We start from the raw sequence: 25,152 nt of genomic DNA, 5'->3' as shown, positions 1-25,152 counted from the left end.
CGTATGAGCAGATTATTTTGCTGCTTCAACAGCTTTATTTAACGCACCCTCAAGTTGTGGTAACAATTTATCAGCATCTTCTTTCTTCTTCGCTTTTACTGCTTCTAAATAAGACTGTGCTGTTTTTGTTAACTCTACTGTTTGCTGTTCACCAAGTACTGTTTTCAAATCATTTTCAATGATATTAATGAACAACGCGCCTTCTAATGCTGTAATAGGACCTTTATCTTTTCCGAAGTTTTCTTGACTTTCTTTATACTCACCTAATGCAACTTTTGCGAAACCACGTACAAATGCTTGATTAACTGCTTTTGCATCAACTGTTTTCACATCCGTTTTTAGATCAAACTGCTTTAAGATAAAGTCTGCATCTTCAGGAGCTGCTTTTTTTATATACGGATAGATCGCTTGATAAAATGCCCATCCTTCTGCTTGCTCAATTTTCGCTGTTTTTTCATCAGTTTTTGCTGCTTCTACCATCTTTGTAGCATAGCCATGTGGAACTCCACCTGTCGCTAGGTAGAATGTTTTCATTATCGTTTTATCTACAACTTGCTTACCAAGTGCAAATGCAAGTTTGTCATCTTTATCAATTGCAGCTTGCATTTCATCAAAGCCGCCTTTAATTTGAGAAGCCATTTGTGTACCGTACGCTGTATCGCGTTTTCCAACTGTGCCCTCTACACCTTTATAGAAAGCTAGCGCTTCATCCATCTCTTTTTTTACAACATCTTTTTTGCCCCAGTTCGTATCGATTTCTTTAAATTCGTGGCGCATCGATTGGAAAAACTCTTTTTGCATTAATTTATCAAATAGTTGCTTTACAACCATTGGTTCCATTTCTTTCTTTTTTCCTGCTTCTAATGCAGCTGTAATTGTTTGGTCGATTTGTTCACTGAATTCACCATCTCGCTTTTGAACAAGAGATTGTAATTTTTCTTTATATAACTTTGTTACTTTATCAAAGTCAACCTCTTTTCCCTCTTTCGCTTTTTCAAGTTCAGCTACTCCATCCTTGTAAGCTTGTACAAAATCCACTTCTTGTTGTTTTGTTTCTTCTTTTTTCACTGTCTGTTCTGTCTTTTTATTTTGTGCTTCCGATGCTTTTGTTTCCTCTTTTGCACAACCTGTAAAAAGAAGAGATGTTACCGCAGCTGCAGATAATACTTTTAACTTGAATGTCATGAATTACTTCCCCCTGTTACCCCTAAGTGATAGTGATTTTCATTATTGTCAAATTGATTATAAAAGCGCTTACTATAAGTGTCAACACAAATCTATTATCAGTTGTCATATTTTCATGTGGTAATTTCGACCAATTCGAAAATTCCTACTAAATAGACGTTTTTCCTTTCTTTCAAAAGCTTCGAAAGCACTCAAGAATACATGTCACACAGAAGGTATCATACAAATTTTGGAACAACCGTAGCTATTCAGGTTGTAATAGTTTTTAGACAGTGAATCGAATACACTAAAACATATTTTCTTCGATGGACATAATCATTGGAACAATTTAAAATCAAATATGGTGTAAGAATACTTCCAAACACTTTGGAGTAAGATTCTTTCTGAAGACGTACTTCAGGTGAATCGAATCATCTTCATATAATTTTTACAATAGATAAAAAGCTTCGAGACGTTTTTCTTTTTGCATCGTTATTTCAAAGTAAAAACTAGCACTAATTTCAAAAGGATGATTATTTTATGGATATATGTATTATAGGTTCTGGCTATGTTGGACTAACATCAGCAGTAGTATTAGCCGATTTAGGACATCATGTTATTTGTGTTGATAAAGATCAAAATAAAATTAACGCTCTCCAAAAAGGAGAGTATCCTATCTATGAACCAGGTTTAACAGAACTTATGCACAAAAATCACAATCGGTTACAATTCCGAAGTGATGTTGGTCAAGTTATTCAACAAACACCAGTTATTCTTATTGCTGTAGGAACTCCTGCCATGTCCAATGGAAAAACAGACTTAAAATATATTTACTCTGTTATTGATATGTTAGCTCAAAATATAAAATCATATAAAACTATCATTACGAAAAGTACGGTTCCACCAGGTACTAACCAATTCATGAGCGAAAGGCTTATAAAAAAAGGTGTAGAATCCTCACTTTTTAATATCGTTTCTAATCCAGAGTTTCTTCGTGAAGGTTCAGCTGTTCATGACATGCTCTTTCCGGATAGAACCGTCATAGGTTTACAAAACAATGACACAAAGTCACTAGAAATTATGCAAGTACTCTATAAAGGTATTCAAGCACCGTTTTTTCATACAAGTTTAGACGGCGCGGAAATGATTAAATATGCATCTAATGCTTTTTTAGCTACGAAAATATCTTTTATAAATGAAATTGCTAGAATTTGTGACGCTTATCATATTGATATTACTGAAGTAGCAAAAGGGGTTGGGTATGACTTCCGAATCAATCCCAACTTTCTTCAAGCAGGGCTTGGTTATGGAGGGTCCTGCTTTCCAAAAGATTTGAATTCATTAATTTACACAGCAAATAGTAAACAAGTATCCGTCCCTATTTTACAAGCTGTGCAATCTATCAATTCAACACAAGTAGATCTTTATATTGAAAAAATTAGAAATCATTTAAAAAATCCCTCTTCAAACAGATTAACAATTTTAGGGGTTTCCTTTAAACCAAATACAGATGATACACGTGACTCTCTCGCTGTCACACTTATTGAAAAGCTAATTCCGCTCGGTTACGAGATTCATACTTATGATCCAATAGCCCTTCTCCCTGCTCATGTAAAAAAACAAGTCACACAACATACTGAATTGGAGTCCTCTATTACAGATTCGGATTGTATAGTTATTGCCACAGAATGGGATGAATTTAAAGCACTTGATTGGCAACGAGTAAAAAAATTAATGCGAGGATGTAAAATCGTTGATGGCCGCAATTGTCTTGAACGAAATGAAGTAGTAAAAAGTGGTTTACATTATATCGGGGTTGGCCGACCATAAAAAATCCTTGTAGGAGAAGTAAAGTCATATTTAACTAAAACGAAACAGGTAACAGATGCACGAACAACACCCGTAAAAATTCATGAAAAAGGAAAATATATATTCCTACGAAGTTATTTCTGAAAAGGATATTTCAAAGAAAATAATTGAGAATAGTAGATAAATAAAAGAGCCACTCTTATGAGTTGGCTCTTTCACTACTTATTAATAACGACAATTTCCCTCCCCTTACTCTATAAACTTTCAAATGTTCCTCCAATCCACCTGCATCATCTAACATACTTAGCGTTTTCTTCACAAAATTCCAATTCAAACTACCGGATAACCATAACAATGAAGAAAGTCTCTTATAATCATTTGGTGTTAAAATATTATGAGCCTTATACCCTTCTAAAAATGAACTAGCAACACTTGAGCATACTTCATGCGAATGTATTCCTTCTGTTCGAGAATACCATTTTATTAAAAAGGACAATCCCTCAATGCGGTCTACATAGCTAATAGATTCAAAATCTACAATTCCTTTTACCTGTTGACTTGAGTCCCATAAAACATTCAAAGGATTTAAATCTGTTTGTACAATACACTGTAAATCACTCGTACGTGCGCACTTTATATGAGTTTTAGCGAGATCAATATACTCCTGCAACTCTTTACATTTCCAACTCTTATCTTCTAACATAACAATAAACTGGGCATACCCATCCAAATGAGATTTCCTTTGAAAAATTGAGCTTTGAAACGTACGAGAAATATCATGAATCTTTCTTGCCTTCTTTCCAAACGATTCTGCAATAGATTCTGTGCAGTGTGTAAGATGCTCTCCTTCAATCCAATTTGCCAATACAAATCGGTACTGTTCATCATTCCAAGTGACTAATGTAAATGACTGCCCTGACCTGTTCTTGTTAATTTTCATAAAAGGAATTCCATGCTCTCGTAAATAATATGTAAACCGTACTTGCTCTTTCAATTGTTCATTTGATAACGTTCCAAAAGCTGGATTGGTTATTCGATTGCTATTCATAAACCGTGCCGAATATCGCTTTCCATTCACCATGATTTTATAGTGTAAATCTGTATGCCAACTGTTCTTATGCAATTCTTCTTCCACTACTAATGAATGAATCTCTTTAAAATAATTCATTACTACATTTCTTATTATGTGTTTCACCCCGTTCTCTCCTTTCATACAAAAAATTAGGGTGCATGTAATTCATTGCGCTCCCCATAACAAAATGTATTTCACTTCATTAAGCATAGCTAGGATATTTCAAATAGGAAATAGAATTATAGAAAATAGTAGATGGGAGGCCTATTATTGAAGAGATTAACATTCGGTATAATTGGAGCATTAAGTATCACCTTATTAATTGGATGTACAAGTAATTCAAATGAAACGAAAGCTTCCAATAAAGAAGCATCCACAACAGTGAAAGAAAAAGAAATTGTATATGAAAACGTTATGTTTGAACAAAAAGAAGTGAAAAAACTTGAGATTAGTCCTGTGAATTCAAAAAGTAGTAATCAAGTAGTAAATAAAGAAAATATGAAAACAATTTTCACAAGTATGGAAAGCGCAGAGAAAAAAACACTACTTCTAGATCAAGAGGCCAAAAACTATATGCATTCAAAAATGAAGGTTACTTATCAAGATAATTCTATACAAGAATTCTTTGTTTGGATAGAGTCTGATGGTGACATCGTAATAGCAAAACCGAGCGATGAAACGCACGGTGAAGGTTATGGTCTACGTGAAGATAATTCTAAAAAAATCATTCAGTTTTTCGAAAAAGACCCCCAGCAATAATTACAATACAAACAAAAAAGCCGCATTTGCGGCTCATAATCTTATTTAACTAACGCATGCCTTACCGTTTAATCGCATCCACAATTAACGATGGGCAACCAAGTTTATCTCCTTGATTTCTAGGGTCATATCTTTTTGATCGGAAAATAACGCCATCATTTGCGTCCCATTCTTTGTAATAAAATTGCCCATTTTCATCGCAATATTCCAGTAAAACTACTTCAAATCCAGCTGTTTCAAACATTTTCGTTAATGTTTTATAATTATAAACGATTTTATGGCTTGCAGCTGGATGGTCTTTCGGGCCAGGTCCGCCTACTTGCACTATATTTTGATATGTTTCATCTTGGAAAAATGCATCAGGGACACCGCACCGAATATGACCTGACGGTTTTAAAAACTTATAACAAATGCTAGCTGCTTTTACCCCTTCTTCAAAAGTAAGATGCTCCCATACATGTTCTGCTAAAATAGCTGAAATGGAGTTATGTTCAAATCTTTCTTCCCACATTGTTTCAACTAATAAGTTAAGATCATCTTCTTGCGTTTGAATCCAGCCCGGATTGTTATTAAATGCCCCAGCTGCTACTACTACTTTCATTTCGTCTTGTTTTATTACCATTATTTTCACCTCGTATGAATTTTAAGTCGTTAGATTTTTCGTAAAATCGGATCTGAATGTCCTTTTCTTACATGTATGAATTTAGAAAACCACTTCTATATTCAACAAATTATTCAAATAGAAAATAATATCCTACATAATTAAAAACATTTGTAAACCCTACATTTTCCACAACCGCAACAGAAGGCTTGTTCAATTCCATACAGTCCCAATATGGAATAATATCATTCTCCAAACAATCTTTCACAAAACTATGAGCTATCTTTTGAGCTAATTTTCTCCCCTGATAACCCTCTATTGTTTCAATATCTATGCAGTGTATATTTTCAAATACAAACCCTGAAAAACAAACACTCACAATTAAATCGTCATAAACAATGCAATAGCCAATCCCCTCATTGAAAAAACGATCCGATGAAGACCAAAACTCTAAAATTTTTGATTGTAAAAAATCAATATTCTTAAATGTATTATTACTATTTTCATAGAGAGCTTTACTCATTTTCAGCACAGTATATTCCTGTTCAATTTCAGGTTCATGATGATTTTCATAGTCCGTTTGTTTTAGTGTATACACTCTTTGATTCCAACTCTTTAGGTTACGGTGCTGAAATATCCCATCTATGGTTTTATTCCAGTTCGAATGATTACCAATTGCTTCAAAACAATCGAGTCCAACCTTCTTTGCTTCAGGTATTATCATTTTATCGATAAAATCATTTATTACATTATTGAATTCTGCGTTTTCAGCATCTCCAATAAAGAAGAAGCCATCATTATTACCTAACCAAATGAGTCCCGAATTAGGAGAAGACACGTTATCTACAAATATACGACCAGGATTCACTCCTGCAATTACAGCTTTGACTTCTAATTGACCGTGTTCATTTATTAAACCACTACATTTATAAAAATCATTCTTGCTTAGTTCACAAATCATACGATACACCACCTTCTTTAAACCGTTCCATTCTAACCTTATCACTTAAACAGAATATTCTCAATTTAATTCAAGAACGGGTTAAAGCGATACAATAAATGAAATATACAGTAAAAAAAGAGCCAATCCCCTATGCAATAGTAGATTGACTCTTTTCTTTATTCACCAAGTCAAAAAAATTGTTTCACACATTGCAATTCAGACTACCCTTTTTCCTATCGGATCATCAAATCCCCAATGAACTTGTGAGGGTATAGTTGGGCATATATAATCCGTATAATTACAAAGAGTAACGACTAAATCAACACTATTTAAAACTCAACCAAGCATCTGCCCAGTCCGCATGATCATTTCCGTTACCGTTACCTGCATCATCAACGACTAGTTTTAATTCTTTTTTACCAGTAAGGTCTACATCAACAAATTTTGCTGGCGTATTATAATACATTGTGCCGCTATTAAATACTTCAGCTCCATCAAGTAGCACTTTAAATACGACTGAACCGCCTTTACCACCAGGCTCCTGGTCGATTCCTACGTATGAATTAAATCGTTTGTAAGTTGAATTTGATATATCATAGGTAATTTCTGACTTCGAATGCGTTCCGATTCCTTTTTTGTACGTAATCGGTCCTGTCGTTCCGAGTAATGAAATTGGATTTTTGTCGGTACTTTTATCCTTTTGAACCGTTGCCCAGCCAGCAGTTGCTTTTACCCATGAAATATCACTCAGGTAGATGCCGCCAGAAGCAACTTGCGCTTTCGTTGAAGTTACTACCGTATTCCCCAATTTTACAGAAACTCCAACTTCTTTCACTCCTTTAAACTGGGCTGGCGGAGTAATAACAAACGAATATGTGTCCTCTCCTCCTGCCGGTAATTGAAAGTCTGTTGCTAATGGCTGCGCATTCCAGCCTTCTGGTAGTTGCAATTCAATTTTACCAGGTGTCACTTTTTCCTTTATTTCATTTTGAACCTTTACCTTTAATGTAGTCGAACCACCTTCAACAATAATTGGATTTGGTTCAACATTTGCTGAAATTAGCTTTACTGCTGGCGTTACTTCTATTTGATTGGATTTACGAACCGTCCCGCTATCTGTATTTACTTCAGCTTCAATGGAATAGTTATTAGCAACTATATCAATAGGGACAGGTAAATCTACCTCAATTGTTTTCGATTGCCCTGGTTCAACACCTTCAAAAGCTACTTGAATCGGTGTAACATTCCAGCTCTCTGGAGCCTTTACAACCACTTCTCCTGAAGAAGATTTCGATGTACCAAAGTTTGATACATGTGCCTTTACCTTAACTGTATTTCCTGCAATTACATTATTCGGAGATTCTAAATCGAAATTGAGCATAGACTCAATTTTATACTTTTTACCTTGTTCCGTTTTAAATGAAATCGTATCGCCATCCTTCGTAAATTTCACCGGTGTATTCGTTCCGACTCTTGTCACAGTAACTGGTGTATTGAACATTGGACTTTTTAACTTTACATCGTTTCCGTGATCAGAAGTCACCTGAATGACTGTAGGCATACCATTTTTCCAGTTCGCATCAATTGTAAACGCACCGCGTGCTCTTAGTCCTTTATAAGAACCGTCCTTCCAAGCTTTCGGAAGTGCAGGCAATAATTGAATGGAGTCGGTATGACTTTGAATTAACATTTCAGCAATTCCCGATGTTGCGCCAAAGTTTCCATCAATTTGAAACGGTGGATGCGTATCAAACAGGTTACTAAGCGTACTTCCTGTAAGTTGCCCTTGCAAAATTTTATAAGCATGGTCACCATCTAATAAACGTGCCCATAAATTAATTTTGTTCGCTTTACTCCAGCCTGTTCCCTCATCACCACGATGGTTTAAAGTAACTTTAGCAGCCTCAAGCCATTCCGGTGTATTGTGATTAATCATACTTCCTGGATATAGTGCAACTAGCTGAGATATATGCCTATGCGTTTCGCCAGGGTCATCTATATCATCCTTCCACTCTTGCACTTGACCATATCTACCAATTTGAATTGGCGGGAATAATTTATCCCTTTTCGCCTTTAATTCGTCTCGAAATCCTTTATCAATCTGCAAAATATCACTAGCTTCAATTACATTTGAGAACAACTCATACACTAACTGTTGGTCAAAGGCGCATCCATTCGAGATACCACCAAGCTCTGGAGACCAGCACGGAGAAACAACTAACTTCTTATTTTGATCTTCTACTAAAAACTTACTATGAAAATCTGCCGCTTCTTTCAGTATCGGATAGATTTTTTCTTGTAAATATTGTTTATCATCCGTAAATTTATAATGTTCCCATAGGTTTTGACCGATAAAAGCGTTCGCACTAGGTGCCCACCCCCAGCCTAATCCCCAGCCAGGCGCAGTAAATCCAAATGGATTATTCATCGTGTTAACAGTCCAGCCACCGCCTGTAACACCGAAATGTTTTTCCGCCGAAACTCTTCCTGGTGCTCTTAATGAATCAACATAATCCATTAATGGCTCAGCTGTTTCAGACAGATTCGCCACTTCTGCAGGCCAATAATTCATTTGCAGGTTAATGTTGAAATGATAGTCACTTTCCCACGGTGGTGTGTTTGAATTATTCCATACACCTTGTAGATTTGCAGGAAGCGTTCCTGGTCTTGAAGAAGAAATGAGCAAGTATCTTCCATATTGGAAGAATAGTTCTTCTAAATACTTACTGTTTTGTTTACTGTAAGATGCTAGTAATTCATTTGTTGGAACAGATGGGTTTTCTCCTCCTAAATTTAAAGAAACACGATTAAATAAAGAGTGATAGTCTTTAATATGCGTATATTTTAAAACCTCATATTTCTTGTTAGAAACAGCAGACATGATTTTTTCAACTTTTTGATGTGGATCTTCCCCTTTATAAGTAGGGTATTTATTTTCATAATCAGTAGCTGCAGTCATAATAATTGTTAAGCTATCTGCATTCGCTACTTTAATTTTTCCATTCTCTGCTGTTAATGTACCGCCCTCATTCAATACTTTAAATTCTGATTCATATTTCATTCCATTATTCGCTATTTGTCCTTTAATAGTGATTTTATTATCTTTGGACGTTACTTGCCCTCCCTGCGCGCTCGTTGGTCTAACATCTAATGAAAGCTGTTTAGACTCACTAGCCGTTAAACGCATAACCATAACGCGATCAGGATAACTTGTGAAATATTCCCTATTATATTGAACACCTTTATAGTTATAAGACACAGTAGCGATTCCTTCATTTATATTTAATTCCCTGCGATAATTGGAAAATGAAGATGCATCTGGCATATTAAAATCTAAATATATGTCTCCAAAATTTTGATAGGAACCAAACCCTTTTTGAATACCTGTAAGAAATTGCGTGGATTCCCTTTCTGCCCCTGATTTATCACCTTTTTCTAACTTTTCCCTAATGCTACCTAAGTGGCTCGCTGCTCCCTCGCGATTCCCATACGTATACTCACTCGTACTGCTTGGTCCGCCAGTCCAAAGCGTTTTTTCATTAAACTGAATACGCTCTTGCTGTACTCCTCCAAATACCATTCCGCCCATATAACCATTACCGATTGGCAATGCTTGTTTTTCCCAATCTTTTGCCGGCTCATTGTACCAGAGCGATAGTTTCTTTCCCTCTGGTTTTGGAGTTTCAATCGTAATAGGTGATGTTGCCTTTACCTTATTAAACTCTCCCGTACTTCCTAAAGAGAATAATACAGTACTAAAAAGCAATCCTCCTGTTAATAGGTTTTTAAGTTTCAAGTTTCCATCCCCTTTTGAAAAGCGAATGTAAAGTGTCCCCTTCTACGCATTGACTTATTTTATTCTCCCCTTGAAATTCGCTGTTCTTTTATATAGAAGCATAATAGGCAAATATAAACTTGCCTATTACACCTCTTTTTCCTTTTTAAAAACGAAATAATTATCTAGTAAATGCCGCTGTTACCCCACCATCAACTGTAATCATACATCCCGTTGTTTTCTCCGCCTTTGAAGAGGCAAAGAAAGCAATCGATTCAGCGATATCTTTCGAATAAATATTGACCAACAATGTTGTGCGTTTACGGTAATGCTCCTCTAACTGATCAGGCTCAATACCATATGCCGCGGCACGTTCTTCACGCCATTTTGAACCCCAAATAGCTGATCCTTGCAGAACCGCATCGGGAAGAACTGAATTTACACGAATACCATACTCACCGCCTTCAGCTGCAATACATCTTGCTAAATGCGTTTCGAGTGCTTTTACAGAGCTGTATGCTGTAGCGTTTTTCCCGGCATACACAGAATTTTTTGAGCCGACAAATACCATATTCCCGCCAATACCTTGCTGTTTCATTTGCTTGAATGCTTCACGTGCTACTAAAAAGTATCCTGTTCCGAGCACATTCATATTTAAATTCCATTCCTGAAGCGTTGTTTCATCGAATGGACTAGACGTCGCAAGCCCTGCATTGTTCACGATGCAATCAATTCCTCCGTAAGTAAGGGCCGCCTTCTCAAATGCCGCCTTCACTTCTCCTTCTTTTGTTACATCCATTTTCACCGGAGTGGCACGACCTTCGCCATACTTCTCGTTAATTTCAGCCGCAACTTTTTCTGCTCCTTCAAAATTCAAGTCAGCAAGCACGACATGCGCACCTTCTGAAACGAGGCAGCGTCCCGTTTCACTTCCGATTCCGCCTGCTCCACCTGTAATAAAGGCAACTTTGCGGGAAAATTCTGCTTCAGCTGGTGCTAACGATAATTTATATAGCTCTAATGGCCAGTACTCAACATTGTAGGATTCATACTCATTTAAAGAAACGAAGCGTCCAAGTGTTGTGGAACCTTTCATTACCGCAATCGCCCTATGATACAGCGCCCCACTTACTTTTGACATCGCCAAATTTTTACCGGTATTCACCATGCCGATACCAGGAATTAAAATAACGCGTGGTGCAGATTCAAACATTTTGTCTCCTTCGTATTTGTTACGTTCAAAGTAAGCTTTATACTCTTCTTTAAAGCCTTCAACACCAGCTTTTATGCTCTCTATTAATTCTTCAATATCTTTCGTTTGCGGATCCCAGTCGATATACAGAGGACTGCGCTTTGTGTGAACTAAATGGTCAGGGCAAGCCGCTCCAACTTGAGAAAGATCGCGTGCATTGTAGCTGTTTACAAATTGAAGTACTTCATCTGTATCGTCATAGGATAATAACATTTTCTTTTCATCACTAACTGCCCCGCGAATACTCGGCATTACTTTTGCAAGAATGCTTCTACGCTCTTCTGCCGAAAGTGCTTCATATTTTTGACCTCCGAATACAGTGCTTTCATTCACTCGCTCATTAATATATTGTTCTGCCTCATTAATAAACGTAATTGTTTTTTCATAGCTTTCTTTCGCCGTTTCTCCCCAAACGACTAAGCCGTGTTTTTCCATTAACACTAGTTCAGCATTCGGATTATTTTTCACGCCTTCTGCAATCATTTTAGATAATGTAAATCCAGGACGTACATACGGAACCCAAACGAAACGGTTACCGTAAATTTCTTCCGCAATTTGTTTTCCATTATGTGCGCAGCAAAGACTAATAATAGCATCGGGATGTGTATGATCCACATGTTTGAAAGGTAAGAAAGCATGTAATAACGTTTCAATAGATGCACGCGGATGCTTGCTGTCAATCATACAATGAGATAAGTACTCTACCATTTCTTCGTCTGGCATTTCTTCGCGCTCCATCAATAAACGAATGTCTTCCATTTTTAAACCAGTAAAGTTTTGCGCCTTCATAGTCGCTAAATCAGATCCGCTTCCTTTCACCCACATGACCTCTACATCATGACCGCGAAAATCCTTTTCAACCGTCTTTACCGATGTGTTTCCGCCGCCCCAATTACATACAGCACGGTCTGTTCCAATTAAATTTGAACGATACACTAATTGTTCCAATCCTTGCGATAATTGAGATGCCTTTGCATCTTCCCATAAACTTTTCACCATATTTTTTACCCCCGCTATTTTTTATTGTTCTATTATTTCGGATACTAAACTCTTTAAAATAGTAGTATCCGTATGTTCAAGAGTTTGCTATTACTTGCACTTCTGTTACATGTAAAACACTTTCATTCCAATGCGGAAAAATATGCTCTATAGTAACCCCCCGACATATTATCAGGGGGAACTTTTTTCCTTAATGGTATAATGGACCAAAGTTTTGGCAGGCACGGTAATCTGCTGCTTCTGGATCGTTTGTTCCGAACATGCCCCATGCACTCGGTCTAAAGATTTGTTCTTCTTTGACGTTATGCATATTTACAGGAATTCGGAGCATCGAAGCAAGCGTAATTAAATCACTACCAATATGACCGTAGCTTATTACACAGTGATTAGCACCCCAATTATTCATCACGGTGTAAACATCTTTAAAAGCACCTTCTCCCGTAATATTTGGAACGAACCAAGTTGTTGGCCAAGTTGGATCTGTTCTCTTATCCAATATGTCGTGCATCTCTTCTGGGATTTCAACTGAATAGCCTTCTGCGATTTGTAAAACAGGGCCTAAGCCTTTAACAAGATTGAGGCGGGCTGCTGTTACAGGCATATTTCCTTTTGTTAAGAAATCACTTGAGAATCCGCCCCCGCGGAAATATCCTGTTGAAGCCGGTCTCCAAGAAGTAGCTGCTAAACAATTTTGAACTTCTTCCTCTGTAATTTCCCAAAACGGTTTTATAGCAGGCTTTCCATCTTTCGTTTGTTGTCCTGTCCCATCAAGTGCAGCTGAACCGGAGTTAATCATATGAATAAATCCCTTTTCAGCTAATCCTTTAGGCTTATGCCCTGTCACACGTTCTACTGCCTCCGGGCTCCAATACGTTCTTACATCAGCAAAAACTTGCGCTGTATTTGTTAATAGATGACCAAATAGCATCGTCACTCCATTTAAGCTATCATTTTCCGTAGCCATAATGTATGGCGGGCGAATTCCGTTCCAATCAAAGGAGGAATTTAAAATTGTCTCCATAAAATCACCATTCGGGAAATGGTCCGTCCATTGACGCTGACCTTGGAAACCTGCGGAAATGGCATTATATCCTAACGCTTCCTCACCATAGCCAAGTTCCGCCAGTTTTGGATTTCCTGCCATAAGATCCCTTGCAATTAATGTCATTTTGACGCTCGTTTCCCAGTCTTTATTCTTTTGCTCCCGTGATCTTTGCATTTCTTCCGGATTATTGTCTTCACCTTCTGGGCAATACTCTTTCACCCAATTTAAAGCCATTTCATATTCTTCCTTATCATAAATCTCTTCATCTATCCTTCTTACAAATTCGGACATATCAATGTATTCATTTCTCATTCCTAAATAATCTTGGAAAAATTCAGGGTTAACGGTACTACCGGCAATCCCCATAGATACAGATCCCATCGAAAGATACGATTTTCCTTTTAGAGAGGCAACAACAAGGCCAGACTTTGCAAATTGAAGTAGTTTCCCTTGTACATCCTCAGGAATAGACGTATCACTTAAATCCTGTACATCTTTCCCGTATATGCCGAAAGCTGGAATGCCCTTTTGATTATGGGCTGCTAGCACCGCCGCAAGATAAACTGCCCCTGGACGTTCTGTTCCATTAAATCCCCATACTGCTTTTGGAATATCTGGATTCATATCCATCGTTTCCGAACCATAACACCAGCACGGTGTAACAGTAATGGAAACACCGACTCCCTCTACCGCAAATTTTTCAGCCGCTTGAGCCGATTCGGCCACACCGCCAATACACGTATCAGCGATGACACATTCTACTGCCTCGCCATTATAGTGACGCAAATTTTCGGTTAATAAGTTTGCTACCGATTTTGCGAGATTCATTGTCATATCTTCAAGCGATTCACGTACACCATTTCTTCTACCATCAACAGTTGGTCTAATCCCTATTTTCGGTAATTTATTGTAAAATCTATTATGAACAGTTTTCATTTTAAAACCCCTTTTTCATTACATTTTGGTCGATTATTTCAGAAAAACGTCCGTATGCTTCCTGCCATTCTAATTGATTTTGAGGTTGATAGTGCTTAACAGTAAACGAATTTTCAACAATCTCTCTACCTTCCTTTAAATCTTTTATTTTTCCTAGTGTGATCCATTGCGATAATGCATTTCCAATCGCACTCGCTTCAACTGGTCCCGCTACAACAAGGCGGTTAGTCGCATTTGCGGTGAATTGACAAAATAAATCATTTTGAATACCCCCGCCGCCCATATGGATAACTTCTATCGATTTTCCAGTTAAAATTTCAAGTTTCTCTAACACCCACCTATACTTGAGTGAAAGGCTCTCCAAAATGCAACGGAGGAAGCTTCCTTCCGTTTCAGGAAGCTGTTGACCGCTCTTTATACAGAAATCCCGGATTTGTTTTGGCATATTTTCCGGGTTGAAGAAAGCAGGATCATCTGGGTCTATGAAGTGTGCAAATGGTTTTGTATTTCGAATAAACGCTGCTTCTTCTTCGTAAGTAAAAACCTTACCTTCTTTCTCCCAAACCGCTTTACATTCTTGCATGAGCCATAATCCCATAATATTTTTAAGTAGCCGAAACTCGCCATCTGCCGTTCCTTCATTTGTAAAGCCCCATTCCAAAGCCTGTTCATTTATTACTGGATCCTTTACTTGGACACCCATTAAAATCCACGTACCGCAACTCGTAAACACTGAATTTTCTGACTTTATAGGCAATGCAGCAAGAGCACAGGCGGTATCATGCCCTGTACCAGCAATAACCTTAACAGGTTGCATGCCAAACTCGTTGTGAATCGAAGAAAGTGTTGGACCAAGAGTGGTTCCCGGCATCACGATATGTGCCATCATTTCTGTAGGCAATCTCAACTTTGTCATGAGGGCAGTATCCCAATTACGCTCGTGAATGTTAAATAACGATGTCGTTGTACTAATCGTATATTCATTCGCCTTTACACCTGAAAATAAATAGCTAAGCAAGTTTGGCGTTAATAAAAGCGTTTTTGCCTTTTCCATTAAATCTGGGTTATGCTTTTTTATAGCATGAAGCTGACAAATCGTATTGATTGCTGCTGGCGTGACGCCCGTTCGAGAGAACAAAACATCCCTCGGAATGACTTCCATTATTTCTTTTAAACTATCATTTGTATGCGGATCTCTATAAGAATACGGATTGCTAAGCAGTTCACCTGTTTCAGATAGAAGTCCGAAATCAACGCCCCACGTATCGATCGACAAACTTTCAATCGACTTATGACCGTCTCTAATACTTTTCCCAATTCCATTCTTCATTTCTTGGAATACCCTTAAAATATCCCAATAATAATGACCTGTTGCGTAAACAGGGCGATTAGAGAACCTATGCACCTCTTCAAGATACAGGCGTTTCCCATCAAACCCACTTACCATTAAACGCCCATTAGATGCCCCTAAATCAAAAGCCCAAACTTTTTCCATTCATTCACGCCCTTTGGAAGCATTCTTAATTATTCTGCGTCCTTTAGTAGTTGTAATCTATATTTCTCTGAAGATAGATCTCTTAACTCCTGGCATTCTTCCTCTGTAAGAATTCTTGGCACGCCTACTGTTGATGCAATCGTATATACTTTTGCCGCTTCTTCTAGAATTTGCATTAGAAAATATGCTTCTTTCATTGTTTTACCTACCGTCAATACGCCATGATTTCTCATTACTATTACGTCATTTTCTTCAATCACATCTGATACCGCATTAGCCAATACTTCTGTAGTCGGAATCATATATTCAAGATAAGCCACGCTTTTGATCATTGCCGGAAAATCTGGGAATAGGCTCGGAATGGTATGACCAGTACACGATACACCTACCGAATAACTTGGATGAGCATGTAAAACAGATGTTATATCAGGACGTTTACGAAAACATTCTAGATGCATTAATATTTCAGAAGATGGTTTTAAATCATCCAATATCTCGCCTGTTTCAATATTGACACGTACCCACTGGTGATCTTCTATCTCTTGCAAATCAAAACCGCTAGGAGAGATATACATTATATTCCCGTCTCTCATACTTAAATTTCCACCTGCTCCTACTACAAGACCAGTTTGGACAATCTTATTTGCATATAATTTCAAATCATTTATTACGTTAGACAATGTTATACACCTCAATTTCTATCGTATTAGTATTGCTTTATAGCTTATTGATACAGAACTTCTTTAATTTTCGGATCATCAATGTTTGTTTTGTCATACCAGAAGAAACCAGTGTCGATTGTTTTTGATACTTTTTTACCATCTAAATTTTCAACAGCGGCCTTAACCGTTTCATAACCAATTCCAATTGGATTTTGCGTAATCGCGCCTGCCATTACTCCACTCTTAATCGCATCGATTTGTAGTTTACCAGAATCGAAGCCAACAACTACTACACTCTTCTTGTTCAATTCTTTAACAGCATTTACTACCCCAATTGCAGAACCTTCATTTGTACCGAAAATGCCTTTTACATTTGGGTGCGCTTGCATAATTGCCTTAGCAGCGTCAGTCGATTTTAATTGATCACCGCTACCATATTGAATATCGACAATCTTGATGTTCGGATACTTTGATTTGATTGTATTTACAAAGCCATCTCGGCGCTCAACACCTGTTTTACTTGTCTGGTCATGAGCAACAACTGCTACTTCCCCTTTTTCACCAACTAATCCAGCCATTTTCTCCGCTGCAAGAGCTGCTGCTGCTTTATTATCCGTTGCAGCTGTTGCTACAGGTATATCGCCCTCAACACCTGAGTCAAATGCAACAATCGGAATTTTTTTGTTTTTTGCTTGTTCTAATAAAGGAAGTGCTGCCTTAGAGTCTAATGCCGCAAACCCGATCGCATCTGGTTTTTTATCAAGTGTATTACGAAGCATTTCAACTTGTTTATCAACCTGCGCTTCCGTTTCCGGACCTACAAATGTAATATTTACTTTGTACTCATCTGCTGCTTGCTCAGCCCCTTTTTTAACTGCTTGCCAGAACTGATGCTGGAAACCTTTTGAAATGATAGCCACATAACGTTTGCCGTCATCTTTTGCAGGTGCATCACTATCCTTACTTCCCGTGCTTGCATTGTTTGAAGAACATGCTCCCATAAACATTGAGATTGCGAGAATTGATGATAAAACTATGCCCTTTTTTGCTTTCTTCATCCAAAATTCCCCCTATATATTGTTTTATTTAAAACACAGTATCGCATTTAATTCTTTGCTTTTTTATTTCGCAGCACATCCGCGTAAACTGCTAATAGGATAACCGCTCCAACAACTACGGTTTGCCATTCTTGAGGTACCGAAAGAATTTGAAGACCATTTGTTAACACACTCATAATCAATGCACCGATAACAGTACCAAGAATCGTTCCTTTACCACCACTTAAGGACGTTCCTCCGATAACGACTGCTGCGATTGCTTCTAATTCATATCCTGCACCTAAAGCTGGCTGTGCAGAATTTAGACGAGATGCCATAATAATCCCTGCAACACCAGTAAAAACACCTGCAATCATATAGATGATTATTTTCCATTTATCAACATTCACTCCAGAAAGACGAGTTGCTTCTTCATTGCTTCCTAGTGCAAATGTATATCTTCCGATTATCGTTTTATTTAAAATTAAGCTTGCGAAAATGGCCATTCCAAAAAAGATTAAAACAGCATTCGGAATAGCAAACCCTGGAATAATAGAACCCATAGCAATTTTGTTAAAGCTTGGTATAGAAGTGAAATAGATCGGAGTAGCTTTAGAAATAACAAGTGCCAATCCTTTCGCAATCATCATCATCGCTAACGTTGCAATAAATGGCGGAATCTTCAGCTTCGCAATGACAGAGCCAGAAATCCACCCTGCTGCTGCACCTATTAAAATCCCAAAGATAACAGCTACCCCAACCGGTAAACCTAAGTTGACAGCAAAAACACCCGTCATTACCGAAGTCAAGGTCAGTACCGTTCCGCACGACAAATCAATTCCACTTGTAACAATAATCATCGTTGCACCTAGAGCAAGGATGCCCGTAACAGCTGTCGATAGAAAGATTCCTATAATGTTATCAAATTGTAGAAAATTAGATGAAGCAATTGAAAAAATGACAATAAGCACAATTAAACTTGCAAATGCTAGAAGCTGCTGAAGAGCGTTTGAGTTAATCCTTTTCCCTATCTTCCCTTCAACTGGAAATTCGACTGCCTTTTGTATTTCCATTCTTGTTCACTCCTTTATTATCCGTTAATATCCCTTACATAATTCGTTTTGTCGCAAGAGTCATGATCGCTTCTTGCGATGCTTTTTCATCATTCTTCAATTCTCCAGTTATCCTTCCTTCACACATAACAATCACGCGGTGGCTGATTCTTAATATTTCAGGAAGTTCTGAGGAAATCATAATGATAGATTTTCCTTGCCGGGCTAAATCATTGAGTAACCTATAAATTTCATCTTTTGCCCCAATATCAATCCCGCGAGTAGGCTCATCAAAGATTAAAATGTCTGAATCTCTAGTCAACCACTTGCCTATAACAACTTTTTGCTGATTCCCTCCTGAAAGATTTTTCACTAATTGATTACCTGATGGTGTTTTTATTCGCAATCTTTGAATGAGTTCTTCAGATTGTTGGTCCACCTTAGATACACGCATCCAGCCAAAAGGATTTACATAATCTTTCATAGATGCCATTGCAATATTTGTTTTTACATCCATCCCAACTAAAAGACCAAACTGTTTTCGGTCCTCAGATAAATATCCAATTCCATGTTGCACTGCATCAGAAGGATTCTTAATATTCTGTCTTTTCCCTTTAATAAAAATTTCACCTGAATCAAGTGAATCTGCCCCGAATATGGCACGGGCTACTTCCGTTCTTCCAGCTCCCATCAATCCAGCGAAACCGATGATCTCTCCTTTATAAAGTTCAAAACTTACATCCTTTATCGTTTTCCCTCTATTTAAACTTTTTACTTCCAGCACTTTTTCTCGCGTTTTTTCTTTTATTTCTGGTTTTTGATTGTTATCAATTTCTCTTCCAACCATCATGGAAATAATTTGTTCAATCGTTGCGTCCTTCGTATTCATCGTTCCTACATATGTACCGTCTCGCATAATCGATACACGGTCAGTAATTTTCTTAAGCTCCTCCATGCGGTGAGAGATATATACAATTCCCACACCATCTTGTCGTAATTTTCGAATCATAACAAACAATGCATCGATTTCCGTATCCGTTAAAGCTGCGGTTGGCTCATCCATAATTAATATTTTCGAATCAAAGGAAAGAGCTTTGGAAATCTCAACCATTTGTTGTTTCGCAACTGTCAAATCACCTACCAATTCTTTAGGATCTAGCTTAATATTTAATCTTTCAAATAGTTTTGTTGCCCTTTTATTCAATTCTTTTTCATCCAAAAATAGATTAAATAAACCTTTAGGCTCTCTTCCAATAAAAATGTTTTGTGCAACCGTTAAATCCGGCGCTAAGTTAAGTTCTTGGTGAATAATGCTGATTCCAAGCCTTTGTGCTGCTTTTGTATCTGGAACCTCTATTTCTTTCCCCTGATACACAATGGTTCCGGCATCTTTTTGATAGATACCGGTTAAAATTTTCATTAATGTGGATTTTCCAGCTCCATTCTCCCCCAAAAGTGCGTGAACTTCGCCTTCTTTTAATTCAAACCGAACACCAGAAAGCGCTTGCACGCCAGGGAATGCTTTACTAATTCCCTCCATTTTCAGTAGCAATTCACTCATCCTATCACCTACTACCTTATCAATTTTTTATTCAAACAATATATTAATTTCATAATGCGTTAATCAGTAACCACTCCCTTTTTTAAAATCATATTGGCATAGAGAGCACTCTCACTCGTTGCAACAACTGCATAAGCTTTCTTTGCTCTTTCATAAAATGCAAAGCGGTCAATCATTTCAAAACCATCAAAATGATGATCGTATTTTTTAATCGCTGTGTCATACGTTTCCCAAATGGAGGGCATGGTAGGATCCCCATCTACAACCTCCATTAACGAAACAGAATGATTACTATACGTATCGAGTGGAAAGAATTGCAAAATTGCCTGCAATACTTCAAGAACCCCATGTCCTTCACATCGAATTAGCCTCGCCCCGCAAGAGGCAGCAGGGAAATTTCCATCGGCTAAAACAATCTCATCCCCATGCCCCATTTCTAAAAGAACTTTCATTAAATCCGGACTAATTATTTTCGGTATTCCTTTTAGCATTTCTATCTCCCTTCCAATTTTTATCTTAACGAAAATCATTATTTCGAATCATTTTAACTACGTATACTTTGTGCATCTATTAGTAACTGAGGTGTAAATATTTCATGAAAGGGACCTTCTTCATTATTTAAACGCTTCAATAAAATATCACCCACCCTTTCCCCCATTTCATATGGTTTGTGAGCTACTGATATAATGCCAGGTGATTGTAATAATTGCGCTGCTTCAACATCACCAAAAGAAGCTATCACTATGTCCTTTGGTATTGAGTAGCCTCTCCTCGTTAATTCAAGAAGAACACCCAATGCCATTTCATTGTTTAAGGATAGAATAGCTGACGGTTTCTCGGTGAAATTAAGAAAATAATCAACTGCTTTCATTCCACCCTCTCTTGTAAAAGTGCTATTATACGTATAATTTTCATCTTCCTGAACCCCGAATTCTTCCAAAGCCTTCTTATATCCTTCATATCGCTCTTTACCTGTACTAACGTTTAACAATCCATTCACAAGACCAATAGATCGATGTCCTTGTTTTAAAAGATAGCTCGTTAATTTATAAGCACTTTCAAAATTACTTTCTACAACCGAATCTAATTTTGGTCCGCCAATCTCAACGGTCCGATCAACCAAAACAATTGGTACACCCGCTTGATGAATACTTCTCACTCTTTCTTCACAACCTCCAGCAGTCGCCAACACAATAGCATCTACCCGTTGTTCCACTAGTAGCTGCAATAATTTATCCTCTTTCTTAGGATTTTCGTGACTACTACAGAAAATAAGGTTATAGCCCTTTTGTTGCACAATATCTTCAATCGCCTTTGAAATTGTCATGTAATAATGGTTTGTGATATCTGGAATCACAACACCAATCGTGTATGTTTTATCTTGCTTTAAACTTCTAGCAATCGCATTTGGTTGATAATTAAGTTTTTTCACAGCTAAATGAACACGATCTTTAATGTCGTCACTTACAAATCCACTTGCGTTTAACACACGAGATACTGTAGCTGTAGACACATTCGCTTCCATTGCAACATCTTTAATTGTAGACTTTGCCATTTCATCACTCTTTCTAAGTTTTCAAGAAATCGTTTACTTCAGTTTCGCTTAAACCCTTAATCTATCCATGTAAACGATTACTTAGTAGTTTACATGGATAATAATAATTTAATTTTCAGAATATTTCAAGGCTTTTTATAAACATTTTTTCTACAAAAATACACCTATTCATCAGATAACCTGAAAAACGTGAATGGAACCGTTATTTTCTTGATTAGATAGGCGTTTATTACACATTCTATCGCCGTAATATCGTTCTATTGTGAAGTTTCGTAGTACATAAAAAAAGAGCCTACTCGTGTGAGTTGACTCTTTTTTATATTTACTCCCCTGTTTCAGAAAATCGCTTTATACGTTCACCAATTTCATCACGAACACGTTGAAACTCAGACCACTCTTTTCCTGCTGGATCATCAAATCCCCAGTGAACACGATTCACGTGCGGAGGTGTCGAAGGACAGACAGAATCTGCGTGACTACAAAGCGTAACAACTAAGTCAGCACTATTTAAAATGTTTGCATCAATTATATCTGATGTTTGATTTGTTATGTCGATATTTACTTCATTCATTGCTTTAATCGCATTTGGATTCACTCCATGTGCTTCAATGCCTGCAGAATATACATTCCACTTATCTCCTAAATATTTCTTTCCCAAAGCTTCTGCCATTTGGCTTCGGCATGAATTTCCTGTGCATAAAAAGTAGATTGTCTTTTTGTTTTCCATGTTGTTTTCCACCTTTGTTTTTAAGTTGATTGATCATTAAAATATTTACGTTTAAACCAAAAAGCGACATTTACAAGTGCAATCATGACAGGTACTTCGACTAACGGTCCAATGACAGCTGCGAATGCTGCGCCCGAATGAATACCAAACACACCAACCGCTACCGCAATCGCTAACTCAAAGTTATTACTACCTGCTGTAAACGCTAACGTTGTTGTTACCGGATAACTTGCACCAATTTTTCTTCCCATAAAGAAAGAAACGAAAAACATCACGATAAAATAAATGAATAACGGAATCGCTATCCTTACTACATCTAGTGGTACACTCACAATCATTTCCCCTTTTAAAGAGAACATAACGATGATCGTAAATAGCAATGCAATGAGTGTAAGCGGACTAATCTTAGGTATAAATACCTTTTCATACCATAGTCTTCCTTTTAACTTCACGAATACAAATCGTGTCAACATACCTGCAATAAAAGGAATTCCTAAATAGATAAACACTGATTTTGCCACTTCTGCCATTGTAATACTAACGATAGCACCTTCAATTCCTAACCATTCCGGAATTACTGTTACGAACACGTATGCATAAACTGAGAAAAATAACATTTGGAATACCGAGTTAAAAGCAACTAAACCTGCTGCATATTCTTTATCACCATCAGCTAGATCGTTCCAAACAATTACCATTGCAATACAACGTGCTAATCCAATCATAATGAGCCCGACCATATATTCTGGTTTATCAGGAAGAAAAATAATTGCTAAAACAAACATAAGTACCGGCCCAATAATCCAGTTTTGCACTAAAGATAGCACTAACACTTTTACATCTTTAAATACTCGGCCCATTTCCTCATAGCGAACTTTCGCTAATGGTGGATACATCATTACAATTAAACCAACAGCGAGCGGAATAGACGTCGTACCAACTTGTAATGCATTTAGTCCATCTACTACACTAGGGAATACAAACCCTAAACCAATCCCAACAGCCATCGCTAGAAAAATCCATAGTGTTAAATATCGGTCTAGAAAAGATAAACGCTTCATTTTTTTCCATCTCCTATTAACAACAAGAATTTTTATCTACCTCATTAGAAGTCGTGCAACAAGATGACTCTTCTATTTTGTGAACATCACTATCTGCTTTCGTATAAAAGAACTCCCACTCGTTACCATCAGGATCTGTTATCCAAAACTTATCTTGCACCGCATAGCAACAAGTCGTATCCATCTCATCACGCGCAAAGAAACCTTCTTTTTCTAACCTTTCTTTATGTAATGTAATTTCTTCAGCTGTATCCACTTGGAAACCAAAATGATTTACTTGATTTCCCTTCACTTCATCTCGCACGTTCAGCGTGAAATTAAGACCTGGGTTTTCTAATAAAAATTTTGCATAATCCGTTTTCACCTTAACTGGTGATACACCGAATACCTTTTCATAAAATTCAATAGACTTCTCTAAATTCGTAACGTTTATACCGACGTGAACATATCTCATACCTTATTCCTCCTCTTTATATATCATTAATCAATTTTTTTTGATTAATAGCTCAAAATTTTAACAACAACTACCTTTTCCTGTTTTTCTAAAGATACAGCACAATTCTTCTGATAATAAATTATTCACTTCCGCATCATTTAAATCATAATAACTCCACGTACCTTTTGTTTCTTTTACAATTAAACCTGCCTCTAATAAAATCTTCAAATGATAGGACAACTTGGATTGCGTCATTTCAAAAATCTCTGTTAAATCACATACACACGTCTGGCCTCGCTGACAAAGTTCATACATAATCTCTAAACGCTTTTGATCAGCCAACGCTTTAAACTTTTTCTCATAGAGCTGAAAATCTTGTGCCATTGTAGTTCACTCTCCTTTCATCAACTTTTTTTGATATTTATAGTATATACGCTGTTTAGTTCTTTATGCAACTCATTAATCAATTTTTTTTGATTAATAAAAAACTTCCTAGCATCATATCTTTGCTACAATTAAAAAGACCATAGCCTTTTCAAAAATGAAAAACTACGTTACTTTTTACAACTTAATAGTCAAAATACTTCTGAGGAATGGAGTCTCTATAACTGTTTTAAATTTTAATTTGATAATTATAGAGTAATGCCCCATCACCCTCAATCTAAGAAAAACAAATACCACAAAATGAGAAAAATCGATATAACTCTTGTTTTTGATGCATATTCATAAAAAGCACGTTACCCTTTCTCATTAACATAAGAGAATAGTAACGTGCTTTTAATTTCAAAAATAGTCTAAATCCTTAAGTTGATCGTTGTGGGGCGGGACCCCAATAAGAACGGTATCTAAGGTTGTATGAGCGGTGTTTGTTCCATTCCAAAGGCCTCAGCCAACGATTAACTCAAGTACCGGTTTCGGATGACCCCCATGTGATGAAGTTCGTGTCCTGCGATGCCGTACGCGAGGGCGCGCGCCGTAATGCTTAGGTTGTTGGCTGTGCCCTTTCGGGTCCACGCCTCCGCCGGTAGTCCGCGCAGCAATGTGATCGTTGATTGCCGTACGGCCCGGTAGTCTTCGGCCAATTGCGCGGTTGTCCAGCTTCCGAAAGGAGGCATGAACAATTCCTGATCGAAACCGGTCAGAGGCGTCTGGTCCCCTCTTGCGAACCGAAGCAGGCGGTAGGTCATGACGCGTTCCGCATCTGCGATGTG

Annotated in this window: 21 protein-coding genes and 1 pseudogene; 2 read left to right on the top strand and 20 right to left on the bottom strand. The window is 37.4% G+C overall.

Annotation, left to right across the window (positions count from 1 at the left end; translation table 11 throughout):
- Positions 1–12 precede the first annotated feature (12 nt).
- Complete coding sequence (locus BAQ48_RS15170) at positions 13–1,185, bottom strand: hypothetical protein (protein ID WP_071711704.1); 1,173 nt, start codon at positions 1,183–1,185, stop codon at positions 13–15.
- 519 nt (positions 1,186–1,704) lie between these two features.
- On the opposite strand from BAQ48_RS15170, the gene BAQ48_RS15165 reads away from it, so the two are divergent.
- Complete coding sequence (locus BAQ48_RS15165; protein WP_071711703.1) at positions 1,705–2,994, top strand: UDP-glucose dehydrogenase family protein; 1,290 nt, start codon at positions 1,705–1,707, stop codon at positions 2,992–2,994.
- Positions 2,995–3,172: 178 nt separating this feature from the next.
- Here the strand turns inward: BAQ48_RS15165 and BAQ48_RS15160 are convergent, their stop codons facing one another.
- Positions 3,173–4,186 carry a phosphotransferase enzyme family protein gene (locus BAQ48_RS15160; protein ID WP_071711702.1) on the bottom strand — a complete coding sequence of 338 codons (1,014 nt, stop codon included), beginning with the start codon at positions 4,184–4,186 and terminating at the stop codon, positions 3,173–3,175.
- A gap of 129 nt (positions 4,187–4,315) precedes the next feature.
- Between BAQ48_RS15160 and BAQ48_RS15155 the strand changes: the two genes are divergently transcribed.
- Positions 4,316–4,804 (top strand): hypothetical protein, encoded by a 489-nt coding sequence (locus BAQ48_RS15155; RefSeq protein WP_071711701.1) that lies wholly within the window; start codon positions 4,316–4,318, stop codon positions 4,802–4,804.
- Between the two features lie 61 nt (positions 4,805–4,865).
- On the opposite strand, the gene BAQ48_RS15150 is transcribed toward BAQ48_RS15155, so the two are convergent.
- From BAQ48_RS15150 to BAQ48_RS15070, 18 genes and pseudogenes are all read right to left on the bottom strand, one after another.
- A complete protein-coding gene (locus tag BAQ48_RS15150; protein ID WP_071711700.1) occupies positions 4,866–5,426 on the bottom strand; it encodes a class I SAM-dependent methyltransferase in 561 nt (186 codons plus the stop codon).
- 109 nt (positions 5,427–5,535) lie between these two features.
- Entirely contained in the window at positions 5,536–6,366 is an 831-nt protein-coding gene (locus tag BAQ48_RS15145; RefSeq protein WP_071711699.1) for a GNAT family N-acetyltransferase, read from the bottom strand.
- A 210-nt stretch (positions 6,367–6,576) separates the two neighbouring features.
- Positions 6,577–6,684 (bottom strand): annotated as a pseudogene (locus BAQ48_RS28570) (arsenate reductase); the annotation flags it as partial.
- A complete protein-coding gene (locus BAQ48_RS15140) occupies positions 6,674–10,144 on the bottom strand; it encodes a glycosyl hydrolase family 95 catalytic domain-containing protein (RefSeq protein WP_071711698.1) in 3,471 nt (1,156 codons plus the stop codon). The gene BAQ48_RS15140 and the pseudogene BAQ48_RS28570, both read right to left, overlap by 11 nt.
- Positions 10,145–10,304: 160 nt before the next feature.
- Positions 10,305–12,374: a bifunctional aldolase/short-chain dehydrogenase gene (locus tag BAQ48_RS15135; protein ID WP_071711697.1), complete on the bottom strand. Its 2,070-nt coding sequence runs from the start codon at positions 12,372–12,374 to the stop codon at positions 10,305–10,307.
- A 190-nt stretch (positions 12,375–12,564) separates the two neighbouring features.
- Positions 12,565–14,355: an L-fucose isomerase gene (locus BAQ48_RS15130; protein WP_071711696.1), complete on the bottom strand. Its 1,791-nt coding sequence runs from the start codon at positions 14,353–14,355 to the stop codon at positions 12,565–12,567.
- A 1-nt stretch (position 14,356) separates the two neighbouring features.
- Complete coding sequence (locus BAQ48_RS15125) at positions 14,357–15,850, bottom strand: rhamnulokinase (RefSeq protein WP_071711695.1); 1,494 nt, start codon at positions 15,848–15,850, stop codon at positions 14,357–14,359.
- Positions 15,851–15,879: 29 nt separating this feature from the next.
- Positions 15,880–16,530, bottom strand: coding sequence for a class II aldolase/adducin family protein (locus BAQ48_RS15120; protein ID WP_071711694.1), 651 nt, complete (start codon positions 16,528–16,530; stop codon positions 15,880–15,882).
- A 44-nt stretch (positions 16,531–16,574) separates the two neighbouring features.
- Positions 16,575–17,570: an ABC transporter substrate-binding protein gene (locus BAQ48_RS15115; RefSeq protein WP_071711693.1), complete on the bottom strand. Its 996-nt coding sequence runs from the start codon at positions 17,568–17,570 to the stop codon at positions 16,575–16,577.
- 47 nt (positions 17,571–17,617) lie between these two features.
- Positions 17,618–18,622, bottom strand: coding sequence for an ABC transporter permease (locus BAQ48_RS15110; RefSeq protein WP_071711692.1), 1,005 nt, complete (start codon positions 18,620–18,622; stop codon positions 17,618–17,620).
- Positions 18,623–18,656: 34 nt separating this feature from the next.
- Positions 18,657–20,162 carry a sugar ABC transporter ATP-binding protein gene (locus tag BAQ48_RS15105; RefSeq protein WP_071711691.1) on the bottom strand — a complete coding sequence of 502 codons (1,506 nt, stop codon included), beginning with the start codon at positions 20,160–20,162 and terminating at the stop codon, positions 18,657–18,659.
- A gap of 59 nt (positions 20,163–20,221) precedes the next feature.
- Positions 20,222–20,653 (bottom strand): RbsD/FucU family protein, encoded by a 432-nt coding sequence (locus BAQ48_RS15100; RefSeq protein ID WP_071711690.1) that lies wholly within the window; start codon positions 20,651–20,653, stop codon positions 20,222–20,224.
- A gap of 53 nt (positions 20,654–20,706) precedes the next feature.
- Positions 20,707–21,717: a LacI family DNA-binding transcriptional regulator gene (locus tag BAQ48_RS15095; protein ID WP_071711689.1), complete on the bottom strand. Its 1,011-nt coding sequence runs from the start codon at positions 21,715–21,717 to the stop codon at positions 20,707–20,709.
- A gap of 322 nt (positions 21,718–22,039) precedes the next feature.
- The gene (arsC, locus tag BAQ48_RS15090) at positions 22,040–22,444 is read right to left on the bottom strand and encodes an arsenate reductase (thioredoxin) (RefSeq protein ID WP_071711688.1); all 405 of its coding nucleotides are present in this window, start codon (positions 22,442–22,444) and stop codon (positions 22,040–22,042) included.
- A 20-nt stretch (positions 22,445–22,464) separates the two neighbouring features.
- Positions 22,465–23,505, bottom strand: a complete 1,041-nt coding sequence (gene arsB, locus BAQ48_RS15085) for an ACR3 family arsenite efflux transporter (protein ID WP_071711687.1) — start codon at positions 23,503–23,505, stop codon at positions 22,465–22,467.
- Positions 23,506–23,521: 16 nt separating this feature from the next.
- Positions 23,522–23,959, bottom strand: a complete 438-nt coding sequence (locus BAQ48_RS15080) for an ArsI/CadI family heavy metal resistance metalloenzyme (RefSeq protein ID WP_071711686.1) — start codon at positions 23,957–23,959, stop codon at positions 23,522–23,524.
- Positions 23,960–24,019: 60 nt separating this feature from the next.
- Entirely contained in the window at positions 24,020–24,325 is a 306-nt protein-coding gene (arsR, locus tag BAQ48_RS15075) for an arsenical resistance operon transcriptional regulator ArsR (protein ID WP_000046016.1), read from the bottom strand.
- Positions 24,326–24,837: 512 nt separating this feature from the next.
- Positions 24,838–25,152: DinB family protein (locus BAQ48_RS15070; RefSeq protein WP_131800849.1), on the bottom strand; the 315-nt coding region annotated here is incomplete at its 5' end.

The organism is Bacillus luti, from assembly GCF_001884105.1.
Taxonomy (GTDB): Bacteria; Bacillota; Bacilli; order Bacillales; family Bacillaceae_G; genus Bacillus_A; species Bacillus_A luti.
The sequence above is the reverse complement of the archived record's forward strand: the minus strand, read 5'-3'. Positions and strand labels throughout refer to the sequence as shown.